At 34.1% G+C, this 14,194-nt stretch carries 12 protein-coding genes; 10 read left to right on the top strand and 2 right to left on the bottom strand.

What is annotated here, in order from left to right; translation table 11 throughout:
- The first annotated feature begins 80 nt into the window (after positions 1–80).
- The 3 genes from mnmG to CJ739_RS07435 all read left to right on the top strand — a co-directional run bounded on the left by mnmG (position 81) and on the right by CJ739_RS07435 (position 4,062).
- Positions 81–1,952, top strand: a complete 1,872-nt coding sequence (gene mnmG / locus CJ739_RS07445) for a tRNA uridine-5-carboxymethylaminomethyl(34) synthesis enzyme MnmG (protein WP_117173933.1) — start codon at positions 81–83, stop codon at positions 1,950–1,952.
- Positions 1,953–2,458: 506 nt separating this feature from the next.
- Positions 2,459–3,319 carry a class I SAM-dependent methyltransferase gene (locus CJ739_RS07440; RefSeq protein WP_117173931.1) on the top strand — a complete coding sequence of 287 codons (861 nt, stop codon included), beginning with the start codon at positions 2,459–2,461 and terminating at the stop codon, positions 3,317–3,319.
- 227 nt (positions 3,320–3,546) lie between these two features.
- Positions 3,547–4,062, top strand: coding sequence for an OmpH/Skp family outer membrane protein (locus CJ739_RS07435; protein ID WP_117173929.1), 516 nt, complete (start codon positions 3,547–3,549; stop codon positions 4,060–4,062).
- Positions 4,063–4,129: 67 nt separating this feature from the next.
- Here CJ739_RS07435 and CJ739_RS07430 read toward each other — a convergent pair whose 3' ends face one another.
- Positions 4,130–5,284, bottom strand: coding sequence for a DNA polymerase III subunit (locus tag CJ739_RS07430; RefSeq protein WP_117173927.1), 1,155 nt, complete (start codon positions 5,282–5,284; stop codon positions 4,130–4,132).
- A 611-nt stretch (positions 5,285–5,895) separates the two neighbouring features.
- Here CJ739_RS07430 and CJ739_RS07425 point away from each other — a divergent pair.
- From CJ739_RS07425 to CJ739_RS07405, 5 genes are all read left to right on the top strand, one after another.
- Entirely contained in the window at positions 5,896–6,144 is a 249-nt protein-coding gene (locus tag CJ739_RS07425; protein ID WP_117173925.1) for a type II toxin-antitoxin system Phd/YefM family antitoxin, read from the top strand.
- On the top strand, positions 6,145–6,399 hold the full coding sequence (locus CJ739_RS07420; RefSeq protein ID WP_117173923.1) for a Txe/YoeB family addiction module toxin: 255 nt from the start codon (positions 6,145–6,147) through the stop codon (positions 6,397–6,399). It abuts the gene before it with no gap.
- A 510-nt stretch (positions 6,400–6,909) separates the two neighbouring features.
- Complete coding sequence (locus tag CJ739_RS07415) at positions 6,910–8,097, top strand: phosphoglycerate kinase (RefSeq protein ID WP_117173921.1); 1,188 nt, start codon at positions 6,910–6,912, stop codon at positions 8,095–8,097.
- Between the two features lie 474 nt (positions 8,098–8,571).
- Positions 8,572–10,095: a lytic transglycosylase domain-containing protein gene (locus CJ739_RS07410; RefSeq protein ID WP_117173919.1), complete on the top strand. Its 1,524-nt coding sequence runs from the start codon at positions 8,572–8,574 to the stop codon at positions 10,093–10,095.
- A 25-nt stretch (positions 10,096–10,120) separates the two neighbouring features.
- Complete coding sequence (locus CJ739_RS07405) at positions 10,121–11,128, top strand: DUF4837 family protein (RefSeq protein ID WP_117173917.1); 1,008 nt, start codon at positions 10,121–10,123, stop codon at positions 11,126–11,128.
- A gap of 286 nt (positions 11,129–11,414) precedes the next feature.
- Here the strand turns inward: CJ739_RS07405 and tatA are convergent, their stop codons facing one another.
- Positions 11,415–11,606, bottom strand: a complete 192-nt coding sequence (tatA, locus tag CJ739_RS07400) for a twin-arginine translocase TatA/TatE family subunit (RefSeq protein WP_205419395.1) — start codon at positions 11,604–11,606, stop codon at positions 11,415–11,417.
- 115 nt (positions 11,607–11,721) lie between these two features.
- On the opposite strand from tatA, the gene CJ739_RS07395 reads away from it, so the two are divergent.
- Together CJ739_RS07395 and CJ739_RS07390 are read left to right on the top strand one after the other, a co-directional pair.
- Positions 11,722–12,591 (top strand): M23 family metallopeptidase, encoded by an 870-nt coding sequence (locus CJ739_RS07395; RefSeq protein ID WP_117173915.1) that lies wholly within the window; start codon positions 11,722–11,724, stop codon positions 12,589–12,591.
- Positions 12,592–12,663: 72 nt separating this feature from the next.
- Positions 12,664–14,157 (top strand): GH3 auxin-responsive promoter family protein, encoded by a 1,494-nt coding sequence (locus CJ739_RS07390; RefSeq protein ID WP_162880154.1) that lies wholly within the window; start codon positions 12,664–12,666, stop codon positions 14,155–14,157.
- The last annotated feature ends 37 nt before the right edge of the window (positions 14,158–14,194 follow it).

Genomic DNA, 14,194 nt, shown 5'->3' with positions numbered 1-14,194 from the left:
CAACAAATCAGCGTATATTTGCAAACTCAAAAATCAAAATTGATTAATGTTCCACGTGGAACAATTTAATAAATGAAGTTATGTTTAATGATGTTTATGATGTTATAGTTGTTGGTGCAGGACATGCCGGAAGTGAAGCCGCAGCCGCAGCCGCCAACATGGGAAGTAAAACATTGCTTATTACAATGAACCTGCAGAACATTGCACAAATGTCTTGCAACCCTGCTATGGGCGGTATTGCCAAAGGGCAAATTGTTCGGGAAATAGATGCGTTGGGTGGTTATAGTGGTATTGTGTCTGACACATCTGCTATTCAATTCAAAATGCTTAATAAATCTAAAGGCCCTGCTATGTGGAGTCCAAGGGTTCAAAGTGATCGGATGCGCTTTGCAGAAGATTGGCGATTGCTTTTGGAGGGCACACCCAATCTTGATTTTTATCAGGAAATGGTAGCAGGATTGCTAATGGAGAATGGAAAGGTTGTTGGTGTGAAAACATCTTTAGGAGTTGAGATTAAATCTAAATCTGTTGTGTTGACTAATGGCACTTTTTTAAATGGTTTGATTCATATAGGTGATAAAAATTTTGGAGGTGGTAGAGCAGGGGAAAAAGCCGCAACAGGAATTACGGAACAATTAGTAAGTCTGGGTTTTGATTCCGGTAGAATGAAAACAGGAACACCGCCACGAGTAGATGGACGTTCATTGGATTATTCTAAAATGATTGAACAACCAGGAGATGAAAACCCGGAGAAATTCTCTTATTTAGATATTACAAAACCATTAGAAAAACAACGTTCTTGCCATATGACATACACTAGTGAATTGGTTCACGATTTACTTCGTGAAGGGTTCGATAGGTCACCCATGTTTAATGGTAGAATTAAAAGTTTAGGACCTCGATATTGTCCGTCTATAGAAGATAAAATTAACCGTTTTGCAGATAAAGACAGGCATCAATTATTTGTAGAACCAGAAGGCTGGAATACCTGTGAGGTTTATGTAAATGGGTTTTCTACATCGTTGCCAGAAGATGTTCAATTTAAGGCGTTGCGTTCTGTCGTTGGTTTTGAAAATGTGAAGTTTTTTAGACCTGGTTATGCTATTGAATATGATTACTTCCCACCAACCCAATTAAAGCATACTTTAGAAACAAAGCTTGTTGAAGGTTTGTATTTCGCTGGTCAAATTAACGGTACTACGGGTTATGAAGAAGCAGCGTCCCAAGGTTTGATGGCAGGTATTAATGCGAGTTTAAAAGTTCAGGAAAAGGAAGCGTTTATATTAAAAAGAGACGAAGCTTATATAGGTGTTTTAATTGATGATTTAATCACTAAAGGTACAGAGGAACCGTATAGAATGTTTACATCCAGAGCAGAGTATAGAACATTGTTGCGTCAAGATAATGCCGATTTACGATTAACTCCTAAAGGTTTTGAGATAGGTTTGGCTAGTGAAAAGCGTTTGCAAAGAATGGAGCAGAAGCATGAAGAAGCAGAAAAGTTTGTTAAGTTTTTTGCAGATACTAGTGTGAAACCTGAAGATGCAAATCCAGTTTTAGAAACCAAAGAATCATCACCAATTAGACAGTCTGATAAAATGTTTAAAATATTTTCAAGACCAAATATCACTATAGATGATATGCGAAAATTTGATGCAGTTGAAGACTATATTCAAGACAATAATTTAGATAATGAAGTTATTGAGCAAGCCGAGATTCAAGTAAAATATTCGGGATATATTTCTAAAGAGAAGAATAACGCTGATAAGTTAACGAGACTGGAATATGTAAAAATCCCAGATAATTTCGATTATTCGCAGATTAAATCCATGAGTTTTGAAGCACGTGAAAAACTTAAAAAAATACAACCAACAACGGTGTCCCAGGCATCAAGAATTAGCGGTGTATCGCCTAATGATATTTCGGTATTGTTGGTTTACATGGGGAGGTAATCTTTGTTTGGTTGATTTAAAATTATATTTTAGTATGTGATAAAGTGAAGTTTATTTTGAACATTCTCTAAAATGAAATGTATTTTTTGAAGACAAAACCGTAGCTTGGGTAGGGATACCAATAAAGGTTTTTTAGATTAGGACTTCGACAAGCTCAGTCTGACAGTGGAACTAAGTAAGAGAGTAAATAAGTGTGTCACACTGAGCCTGTCGAAGTGCTTTTTAGAAAAGCTCAAAACGTTCGGTCTGACAATGAAGCTCATTAAGGAACATCTTGTCAAGCTGAGCCTGTCGAAGCTATATGAAGGAAACATAGGTAATAGAACTTCGACAAGCTCAGTCTGACAAACTAAACGTTATTTTATAGCGCTTTTTTAGAATAAAATGATACATCGGAGTGATACGCTTTAATTTTTGTTATGTATTAAAACTGCAATTATATAATTAAACTTTCTAAACGTTCCACGTGGAACGTTTAGAAAGTTTTAAAAAACATTCGTGAATTAGTGGCAAAAGCAACAACAACATCGCCTTTTCTAAAAGTAATTGACCATTCGGTTTCTGGAGAGAATTTTGAATTATTCGAAAATTCAGAATATGGTTTTTTAGAAACCCATCCACAGCCATCATCCGAAACATTGCCCGATTATTATAAAAGCGATGATTATATTTCGCATACAGATTCTAAAAGGAATCTTTTTGAAAATGTGTATCACTTGGTTAGAAAAGTGTCTTTAAAGCAAAAACTAAAACTGATTAATAGCTTTTCTTCAACAGAGAAAACACTTTTAGATGTAGGGTGTGGCACAGGCGATTTTTTGCTAACGGCAAAAAAGAATAGCTGGACTGTTTCTGGAATTGAACCAAACAAGGAAGCTCGAGAAATAGCTAATATTAAAACTGACAATTCAGTTTTTAATTCGACACAGCTTTCAAAATTTGAACCAGAAAGTTTTGATGTGATAACACTTTGGCATGTATTAGAACATCTACCAAATTTAGAAGAACACATTCAAATTTTTAAAAAATTGCTAAAGCCTGACGGAACATTAATTATTGCGGTACCAAATTACAAAAGTTACGATGCAAATTATTATAAAGAGTTTTGGGCGGCTTATGATGTGCCCAGACATCTTTGGCATTTTAATAAAACTTCTATATCAAAATTGGTTTCGAAAGTTTCAATGGAAGTCCTAAAAACAAAACCCATGTATTTTGACGCGTTTTATGTAAGCTTTCTTTCTGAAAAGTATAAAAACGGAAAAATGAGTTTTTTTAAAGGCATTTGGGTTGGCATGCTATCAAATTTCAAATCTGTTACAACCAAAGAGGCTTCTTCATTAATTTATGTCATTAAAAACAGCTAAAACCGATTTTAAAGCGTTTATAGCCGATTTTCGACGCTAAAACAGCCAAACACCAGTCAAAAATCTTTAAGTGGATTTAAACGCGTTTATAGAGCTGGTTTTTGATAATAAAATTTTATTATCAGTGTTGCTTTTCATAAATTATAACTATATATCAAAATCAAACAAATTTCTACTTTAAATATCGTTTACTTTAGTACTTTTGTTCGTGTTATAAAATTAAACAAATGAAAAATATATTTTACGTAGCAGCGGTGATGTTGGCATTTACTTCTTGCCAAGAACAAGCAAAAATTGGATTTGTAGATAACGGAACCGTTATTAACGATTACCAAGAGAAAAAAGACATTGAAGCTAAATTTCAAGCGAAAGAAGAAGCGTTTAGAAAAAAGGCTGATAGTGTTGGTCAAGCATTCCAATTAGAAGTTCAAGAAACGCAGTTGACAGCTCAAAAATCATCTCAAGCGAAAGCTCAAGAATTAATGGGAGGGTTACAACAAAAACAACAAGTGCTTCAACAAAAAATGCAAATGGAACAACAACAATTGCAACAAGAATTTCAAACTGAAATTGATTCTGTAATTAGCAAAGTAAAAAGACATGTTAAAGAATACGGAAAAAGTAATGGTTACACTTATATTTTAGGAACTAGTGATGCCGCAGCAACCGTTATGTATGGAGCTGCTGATAAAGATTTAACAAAAACTATTTTAGAAGCTTTAAATAAAGAGTATAAAAAATAGTATATAACTGATATACAGTAAATTAAAGCCCTGAAAAATTAATTTTCAGGGCTTTTCTATCTTAAAACTACTCCGCTTTTTTATGCAACAACCGTGTCAATTTAATAGACAAATCGGTTAAAATTATTTTAGAATTTCCGTTGCGTTCAATGTGGTAAATGGCATCTTGCAGCTCGTCACTTATTTCCAAGATGTTGTTACCATGTACAAAAGGCGCAAAATTTTCAAGTTTGAATTTTTCGGTTTTCGGTTCTAAGTAGACCAAATCAGTCGCCTTATAATTAAGCAATAAGGCCTGTCTAAAAAAGTCTAAACAGAAATTAAGAAATTGTTTTTGGGTTTCCCTACCAGTTTTAGAGATGTCTTCACTCCATGAAATTAAATCGTGTATGGCGGCTTTATTTCCTTTGGCTTTAAAAGCACTTCGGATCCAGAAAATAAACCATGTTTCAAATTGTAAATCTTCAGAGTCTTGATACACCAAATCACAGGCTTTGTTGTAGTTACCATTGGCTTGATGCGCAATTTTAGTAGCCACCGAAACATCTAAACTGTAATTTTTCACCAAGGCATTTTTCACAACATCTTCTGCCAAAAGAGGAAAATGTAACACCTGGCAACGTGAGCGTATGGTGTTTATTATCTGTTCTTCATCTTCAGCTATTAAAATAAAAACAGTTTTGTTGGGTGGTTCTTCAATAAGTTTTAAAAGTTTGTTGGCGCAGGCAGTGTTCATTTTTTCAGCCATCCAAATAAGCATTACCTTATAACCGCCTTCATAAGCTTTTAACGATAAAGCTTTTACAATATCCTGTGCCTCATCAACACCAATTTGCCCTTGTTTGTTATCAACACCTAAAAGTTTATACCAATCAAACAAATTGCCATAAGGCTGCTCTTTTAAAAGTTGGCGCCATTCTTCTAGATAATGGCTCGAAACAGGGTGGCTCTTAGCCTTATCACTGGTAGTAACCGGAAAAGCAAAATGTAAATCGGGATGTGAAAAGTTTTTAAACTTTAGGTTACACGCTTCGTTACCAGAGTTATTTTCACCATTAGTATTGTTACACAAAATATATTGCGCATAAGCAATGGCCATTGGTAAGGTGCCGCTACCTTCTGGTCCCACAAACAATTGTGCATGCGGAATTCTCCCATTATCAACACTTTGTGTTAAATGGTTTTTAAGGTGTTCCTGTCCAAGAATATCTGTGAATTGCATCGAACAAACCTACACAAATTTTGTTAGATGTTAAAACACCATAAAGGTTTATAATAAAAATCATTAGTGTTCGAAAGATTCAAGACCGTATGCTAAAAGAAAATAGAATAAAGAAAATAGAAAATAGACGTGAGACGTGAGACATGAGATGTGAGAATTTGCTAAGTAACTGATTATTATAAAAGTAAGCCCACAAATTTATAATCTCTTTAAAAAGCTATTATCAATGTGTTTGTAGAGAATTGTAAAAGTTTTATCGGACATTGTCCAAACATGTCGCAACAATAATTCTCAGGGAACAAGTCCTTAGTTTTATTCCGAATCGACACTGGACAAAAGTTTTCTGTCTCGTAATGGGGCAGACTAATATCAAAAATACCAGATTATGATGTGGTGGTTGACACAACAACCAATATCATTAGAAGCTGAAAAAGGCCAATCACAAGGTCGAAAACATCAACCAGATACGGACATCGTTACATCAATTCCACCGAAAGGTATTTACAGGATGATTTATAAAACCTGCACGAAATGGTCAACAACTTCAACCCAATTAGTTAAAACATAAAATAAAAGTACTTTTTTGAGTACGTTTTTATTATCTTTACACTATGGAAACAGTAAATTATACAGACTTTCGTTCAAATCTAAAGCATTGGTTCGATAAAGTGGTCAATGATGTAAGCGATATCGTTATCAAGCGTAAAAACGGTAAAGACCTCGTATTGATATCATTGGACGAATACAACTCATTAAAGGAAACGACGTATCTGTTAACAGGAAAGAATAGGGATATTTTATTGAACTCTATCAAAGAACTGGAAGCAGGCAAAGGCGTTCAAAAAGACTTAATGGAATAGATGAAGTTAACTTGGTCCACTTCTTCTTGGGAAGATTATTTGTATTGGCAAAAAGTCGACAAGAAGATTGTAAAACGCATTAATGAACTGATTAAAAGTGCAATGCGAACACCTTTTGACGGCATAGGAAAACCCGAGTCTTTAAAAGGCGGTTTACAGGGCTATTGGTCAAGGAGAATAACATCGGAACATCGATTGGTCTATAAATACGAAGATGAAGAAATCCTGATAGCAGCCTGTCGTTATCATTACTGAAAGTAAAATCCCCGCTGTTCCCTAGTATACGCTACCGCCAGTTTGCAACAGGAGGCGATAATCCTATTAGATACAGAATTACAAGGAAGCACATATTGTAACGTAGTGCAATGACTATCCTTACCAAATCGTTACCCGACCATCTTTGATCTTCTTTATAAAATATTGGTATTTTGGTATTAAAGAGATACAACTTTCCTCCTGATACTTTAAAACAAAAAAAATTATTTTCAAGCGATATCGATTTCGTTTAAAAACAGGTTTTGTAGCTGTTTTTAATTAGTTACTTTTGTAAACCAAATATTTAAAAAAAATAAACAGATTTATATGAAACACCCATGAGAATCACATTCACACAAACGAAGGTGATTAAAAAGGGTGTTCCATCTGACAATTAAAAAACAATAAATATAAACAGATGAACCATCCATACTAAAAACGCTTTTAACATACAGGAGCATAATTATGGATGCACCATCTGACCAATAAAAAAACAATAAAAACAAACAGATGAAAACGCTTAACGATTTTAATTTCGAAAACAAAAAAGCATTAATACGCGTAGACTTTAATGTGCCTCTAAATGAAAACTTTGAAGTAACCGATGCGACCAGAATAGTGTCAGCAAAACCAACTATTATTAAAATTTTAGAAGATGGAGGAAGCTGTGTTTTAATGTCACATTTAGGACGTCCAAAAGGAGTTCAAGACCAGTTTTCTTTAGCACACATAGTAAAAGAAGTAGAAAGCATTTTAGGTGTTGAAGTAAAGTTTGTAAACGAATGTGTTGGTGAAAAAGCAGAAGCCGCAGTAGCTAGCCTACAACCAGGACAAATTTTGTTACTTGAAAATCTACGTTTTCATAAAGAAGAAGAAGCGGGGGATAAAGCATTTGCCGAAAAACTATCAAAATTAGGAGATATTTATGTAAACGATGCTTTTGGAACAGCGCATAGAGCACATGCATCGACTACCATTGTTGCTGGGTTTTTCCCAAACAATAAATGTTTCGGCTATTTATTAGCACAAGAAATTGAAAGCATCGATAAAGTTTTAAAAACAGGTGAAAAACCAGTTTTAGCAGTTTTAGGAGGCGCTAAAGTATCTTCAAAAATCACGATTATTGAAAACATTTTAGATGCGGTTGACCATTTAATTATTGGTGGTGGTATGGCATTTACGTTTATTAAAGCTCAAGGAGGAAAAATTGGAAACTCTATTTGTGAAGACGATAAGCAAGAATTAGCTTTGGAAATATTAAAACAGGCAAAAGCTAAAAACGTACAGGTACACATTCCGGTTGATGTTATTGCTGCCGATGCATTTAGTAACGATGCAAACACACAAGTCGTTGATATAGATAAAATTCCAGATGGTTGGGAAGGTGTAGATGCTGGACCAAAATCAATAAAACAATTTCACGATGTCGTTATGCAATGTAAGACCATACTTTGGAATGGACCATTAGGTGTTTTCGAAATGGAAAGTTTTGCTGGTGGCACCATAGAATTAGGAAACTCTATTGCTGAAGCTACTAAAAAGGGCGCATTCTCACTTGTAGGAGGAGGCGACTCGGTAGCTGCCGTAAAGCAATTTGGTTTCGAAGATAAAGTAAGCTACGTAAGTACAGGTGGTGGAGCTATGTTAGAAAGTTTAGAAGGCATTGTATTGCCTGGTATCGCAGCAATTTTAGAATAACTTTACTCGATAATTAAGATTTGAATGCTCCGAGGCTTACCTCGAGGTAGTTGACTAATAATTGGCTTCAAAATATAGCTGATACATATTTTGCCACAAATACACTACTATTAAAAGATAGTTGTGTGTTTGTGGCTTTTTCAGCTTGAACTCATCTTGACTTTTTGTTTATAACCGAAAATGAGATAAAATTTGTACAGATGAGGCTCTTTTTGAAAGGCATAGCATCGTTACGAATAAAAGAAGTAACGAAATATGGATAAATTTTAGCCATTCCTGCCTGCCGGCAGGTTTTAGGAAATAGAAAAAGTCAAACGAGTTCTTTAATAATAATGAGTAATCTCGATAAAATGACGCGTTAATGACTATTATTGTAGGTTTTGAATCACATAAATCAAATTAAGTTTTTATTTTAACTTAAAAAATACGATTTTAGCTCTAATATCGTTCAATATAACCAAATGAATAAGATTTATGACGTTTAGATTTTTTACAATAGTATGGCTCTTCAATATTGCTACGTGTTTTTCGCAAATGCAAGATTCGATTTCTATAACAGGAAATGAGAAGGATTTTAAGCATATTCAAACCCAAAAAGATAGTCTTTTAGTTCAAAAAGTTGAAGACGACATGTTTGCCGCCAATTTAGATGAAAAATGGCTTGAAGAATTATATAGCAATTCACTTTACGATACCATTTATAATTCTATTACCGAGCTTAATTTTGAAGAAGTAGAATATCCAGAACTTTCAACAGAGTTATTAAAATCGAGACTAGCCGATTTAAGTTCTAAAACACCTTTTAATGTAGAGTACAATCCTGGTTTAGAAAGTGTTATCAAATCATATTTAAAAAACAGAAGGGAAGTACTTCAAAGGCTAATCAATTTAAGTGCTTTTTATTTCCCCATGTTCGAGCGTGAGTTAGACAACCACGATTTGCCTCTGGAAATAAAATATTTGGCCATAGTAGAATCTGCCTTAAAGCCAAGGGCAAAATCCAGGGTAGGAGCTACAGGATTATGGCAATTTATGTATAGTACAGGTAAAATGTACGGATTAGATGTAAGCAGTTATGTTGATGAACGCAGCGATCCTATAAAATCTACTGAAGCAGCCGCAAAATACCTATCCAAACTTTATGAAATTTTTGGCGATTGGGATTTAGCGCTTGCTGCATATAACTCAGGTCCGGGGAATGTTACTAAAGCGATTCGTCGCTCGGGTGGCTACCAAAATTATTGGAATATAAGGCATAATTTACCTCGTGAAACGGCAGGATATTTACCAGCTTTTTTAGCAACCATGTATATTTTTGAATATGCTGAAGAACACGGGTTTACCAAACCAAAACCAGAGGTTGCACTGTTTGAAACGGATACCATTCGAGTGAAGCAAATGATAACACTCGACCAAATATCTGAGGCTACAGGAGTAGAAATAGAAGAACTTCAATTTTTAAATCCTTCCTATAAGCTAGATATTATTCCTTTTGTTAAAGGAGAGAATTATACACTGCGTTTACCTAGAACAGTTATTGGCGATTTTGTAACCAATGAAGATAAAATTTATGCGTTTGCCAAAGCCGAATTTGACAAGCGCGAAAAACCCTTGCCTCAATTTTTTGAAGCAGACACTAAAACAACACACCGTGTCAGGTCTGGAGAATTTCTAGGCTTAATAGCCAGAAAATATGGCGTGCGCGTGAGCGATATAAAAAAATGGAACGGTTTACGAAGTAACAATTTAAAAATTGGGCAACGTTTATCCATTTACCCACGAAATTCAATAGCAGCGGTTACACCTTCAACAAGTAAATCCACATCTTCGGGAACTGTTTCCAGTGGTTCAAAAATATATACAGTAAAAAGCGGTGACTCATTATGGAGTATTTCTCAAAAATTTTCTGGAGTTTCTGTTCAAAATATTAAAGATTGGAACGGTATTAGTGGTAGTAAATTAAAACCAGGAATGAAACTTAAAGTATCTAAGAGCTAAACTTTCCTTAAACCTAATTTAAATTATGCGAAATATTATTTTTTCAGCAGTTTTACTAACCCTATTTATTTCTTGTGGCGACAAAAAATCATCTAACGAAAAGATGCTTTTAGACTCATCAGGAAACATTAACAACGTATCGGTAGTTATAGATAACGAATTGTGGGATGGTAGTGTAGGAGATGCTATTAGAAATGTGCTTACAGCTCCAATTTATGGGCTACCACAAGACGAACCCATGTTTACCATTAGCCAAATTCCACCATCGGTTTTTTCAGGATTTGTTACAAAAAATAGAACCATTTTAAAAATAGAAGTAAATAAGGAAGCGGACATAGAAACTTTAAATAATGTTTATGCACAACCTCAAAAAGTTATTATAATTAAGGGAAAATCTAGAGAACAAATTATAGATGTTTTGAACGATAATGCATCAAAAATAGTTAAAACATTTAGAAACGAAGAGATTGCGGAAAGGAGACGTCAAATGGCCAAATCACCTCACAATTTTACCTCAATTCAAAAAAAACTTGGGTTAACCATTCAATTTCCTTCTGCATACAGAATAGCAAAAGAAAGTGATAATTTCTTTTGGATTAGAAAAGACATTACCACAGGAACCACCAATTTAATGATTTTTGAAGTGCCTTATTCTGCCATTAAGCGAAATGACAGCTTAGCAAACCAAATAGTTAAGTTAAGAGACTCTATTGGTAAAGCTTATATTAAAGGAAGACAAGATGGTGAAATAAAAGCAAATGGTGAGAAAATAGAATCGTATATGACTACTGAAGACTCTTATGCTCCTTATATATCAGAGACGATTGTAGACAACAAACCAGCGATTGAAACCAAAGGATTATGGGATTTAAAAGAAGATTTTATGGGTGGACCATTTATTAGTTACGCTATTGAAGATAAAATTAATAAACGTTGGGTCGTTGTTGAAGGTTTTGCCTTTGCTCCATCAGTAGAAAAGCGTGATTATATGTTAGAATTAGAGTCTATAATTAGATCGGTTAAAATAGATTAGGTATACTATTTAGTAGATGATAAAAATTGAAAAGTGTCACATTTAGCGCAGTTGAAATGCGATTAAAAATAATATTTCCAATGCCTTCGACTTTAATTTATCTTGAGCATTATCGAAAATGAAAATGTGTTTTTATTTGAAGATAAAAGAGTAGCTTCTGAAAGGCTCAGACTGATATCTGAATATATTGAATTTTTGTCGTGTACTAAATTATACTGACTACATAAAACAAAAAAGACCAGCATAAATGCTGGTCTTTTTTGTTTTATGTAAAAAAGCAAGGCAATTACTTTTTATCCTCTTTTTTGTTCTCTTTACTATCGTCTTCTTTACTGGCATCTTTAAATTCTTTAATACCACTTCCCAGCCCTCTCATTAATTCAGGAATTTTCTTTCCTCCAAATAATAATAGAACAACCACAATTATCAATACGACTTGCATCGGACCGATAGCTCCTAAAATACTTAATGAAATCATAACTACTAATTTTATTGTGCAAAGTTAGTAATTAAAGTTTAATAAAATCGTTTTGGATATAACTTTAGTATAAAGCAACCAGTCTTGCCATATTTTTATTTAATTTTGTCTTAAGATGAACACAAAGAAACCAGAAAAAAGAAAGATAAAACGAAAATTACTTGATAAGTACCGATTGGTGATACTTAACGAGCATACATTTGAAGAACGCTTATCAATTAAGTTAACGCGCTTAAATGTGTTTGTTTTAGCTTCTTTGTCGGCAATTATTTTAATTGCAGGGACAACCATGCTTATTGCATTTACTTCTTTAAAAGAATATATACCGGGATATTCCTCTGCTTCATTAAAGAAAAAAGCAACGGAATTGAATTATAAAACGGACTCATTACAGCAAGTAATTGCTATGAACGATCGTTATTATGCATCCATAAAAAAGGTTTTGCAGGGTGAAGTTAGCACGGTAGATTTTTCTAGAGATTCCATTATTCAAGCAGTTAAATTGGAAGCCAGCGAAGTAAACTTAAAACCAACAGCCGAAGACTCCATTTTAAGACAAAAAGTAGATAAAGAGGATAAATACAATTTATTTGAGTCGGCAACATCTGCGTCCAATTTTGTATTATTTCCTCCTGTAAATGGTACTATAAGCGAATCGTATAATGTAAAAAACAAACATTTTGCAGTCGATATTGTAGTTGCTAAAGGAACGCCCATAAAAGCAACTGCCGACGGTATTGTTATTTTTGCTGAATGGACCGCCAATACAGGATATGTTGTAATTATTGAACATAGTTATGGGTTAATTTCAGTATATAAACACAATTCAGCTTTAACAAAAACCCAAGGTGATTTAGTTAAGGCCGGTGAAGTTATTGCAACTGCAGGAAATGCTGGGGAACTTTCTACCGGTCCGCATTTGCATTTCGAACTTTGGAACGATGGTTACCCTATAAACCCAACAAACTTCATAGATTTTAAATAATTTAACGAATGATGATTAACGATTGATGATTAATTTTATAACCTCATAACCCCATAACCTTAAAAACAACAGATGATATCAATAAAATCGGCTTTAGCAAAACCTTTTGCAAAACGGGTCCATTACAACATTCAAAAGTGGGCAAAAAAACCTTTTGAAACTCAAGAAAAGGTATTTCAAAACCTAATTTCAGAAGCTGTTAGCACCCAATTTGGTAAAGACCACGATTTTATAAGTATTAATTCTTATGAAGATTTTGTAAAAAGGGTGCCCATACGGGATTATGAAGATTTAAAACCTTATGTAGAGCGTGTTGTTGCAGGTGAAGAAGATATTCTTTGGAAAGGTAAGCCCCTTTATTTTGCAAAAACCTCGGGAACTACGTCGGGTTCTAAATACATTCCAATTTCAAAAGAAAGCATGCCCTATCATGTAGAAGCTGCCAGAAATGCTATTTTAATGTATATTAACGAAACAGGAAACAGCAAATTTGTAGATGGGAAAATGATTTTTCTTCAAGGAAGTCCTATTCTTAAAGAACAGAACGGCATCCAATTAGGACGCCTTTCGGGTATTGTAGCGCATTATGTGCCTAAATATCTTCAAAAGAACCGATTGCCATCTTGGGAAACCAACTGTATTGAAGATTGGGAAACCAAAGTGGATGCGATTGTTGAGGAAACACTCCCGGAGAACATGACAATCATTTCGGGCATACCATCGTGGGTACAAATGTATTTTGAAAAGCTCCAGCAAAAAACAGGAAAAAAAGTAGGCGACATTTTTAAAAACTTCAACCTCTTTATTTTCGGAGGTGTAAATTACGAACCTTATCGTGCTAAATTTGAAAATTTAATTGGTAGAAAAGTAGATAGCATAGAGTTGTACCCTGCCAGTGAAGGTTTTTTTGCGTTTCAAGACAAACAGAATGAAAAAGGGATGCTGCTTCAGTTAAATTCAGGTATTTTTTATGAATTTATTAAAGCTGATGAGTTTTTTAATGAAAATCCCAAACGAATTACCATTAAAGACGTTGAGGTTGGTGTGAACTATGTTATGATTATTTCAACAAATGCCGGACTTTGGGCTTATAATATTGGCGATACAGTACAGTTTACTGCAACAAAACCATATCGTGTTATTGTTTCTGGGCGTATAAAACATTTTATCTCAGCTTTTGGTGAACACGTTATTGGTAAAGAAGTAGAACAAGCGATGCAAGAAGCAACTTTAAATTCAAATATAAGAGTTACCGAATTTACAGTGGCTCCGCAAATTAATCCATTAGAAGGATTGCCTTACCACGAATGGTTTATAGAATTTGAAAACGAACCGGAAGATGTTTCTGCTTTAGCTAAAAAAATAGATACATCACTTCAAAAGCAAAATAGTTATTATTTCGATTTGATACAAGGCAAAGTATTACAGCCACTTAGAATAACGAAAGTTAAAAAAGGCGGATTTCAGGAGTATATGAAATCCATTGGAAAATTAGGAGGACAAAATAAACTTCCAAGATTATCGAATGACAGAAAAATAGTTGAGGGGTTTCCGCACATAAATTAAATCAAATAGTAGTATATTTGTTGCGTTAAAAATGAGT

The sequence above is a fragment of the Mariniflexile sp. TRM1-10 genome, assembly GCF_003425985.1.
In the GTDB taxonomy this organism is placed as follows: domain Bacteria; phylum Bacteroidota; class Bacteroidia; order Flavobacteriales; family Flavobacteriaceae; genus Mariniflexile.
The sequence above is the reverse complement of the archived record's forward strand: the minus strand, read 5'-3'. Positions and strand labels throughout refer to the sequence as shown.

Bases quoted from the DNA above. Each gene is read 5' to 3' on its own strand.
- mnmG (WP_117173933.1), top strand. From the start codon at position 81: ATGTTTAATGATGTTTATGATGTTATAGTTGTTGGTGCAGGACATGCC.
- CJ739_RS07435 (WP_117173929.1), top strand. From the start codon at position 3,547: ATGAAAAATATATTTTACGTAGCAGCGGTGATGTTGGCATTTACTTCT.
- CJ739_RS07430 (WP_117173927.1), bottom strand. From the start codon at position 5,284: ATGCAATTCACAGATATTCTTGGACAGGAACACCTTAAAAACCATTTA.
- CJ739_RS07425 (WP_117173925.1), top strand. From the start codon at position 5,896: ATGGAAACAGTAAATTATACAGACTTTCGTTCAAATCTAAAGCATTGG.
- CJ739_RS07420 (WP_117173923.1), top strand. From the start codon at position 6,145: ATGAAGTTAACTTGGTCCACTTCTTCTTGGGAAGATTATTTGTATTGG.
- CJ739_RS07415 (WP_117173921.1), top strand. From the start codon at position 6,910: ATGAAAACGCTTAACGATTTTAATTTCGAAAACAAAAAAGCATTAATA.
- CJ739_RS07410 (WP_117173919.1), top strand. From the start codon at position 8,572: ATGACGTTTAGATTTTTTACAATAGTATGGCTCTTCAATATTGCTACG.
- CJ739_RS07405 (WP_117173917.1), top strand. From the start codon at position 10,121: ATGCGAAATATTATTTTTTCAGCAGTTTTACTAACCCTATTTATTTCT.
- tatA (WP_205419395.1), bottom strand. From the start codon at position 11,606: ATGATTTCATTAAGTATTTTAGGAGCTATCGGTCCGATGCAAGTCGTA.
- CJ739_RS07395 (WP_117173915.1), top strand. From the start codon at position 11,722: ATGAACACAAAGAAACCAGAAAAAAGAAAGATAAAACGAAAATTACTT.
- CJ739_RS07390 (WP_162880154.1), top strand. From the start codon at position 12,664: ATGATATCAATAAAATCGGCTTTAGCAAAACCTTTTGCAAAACGGGTC.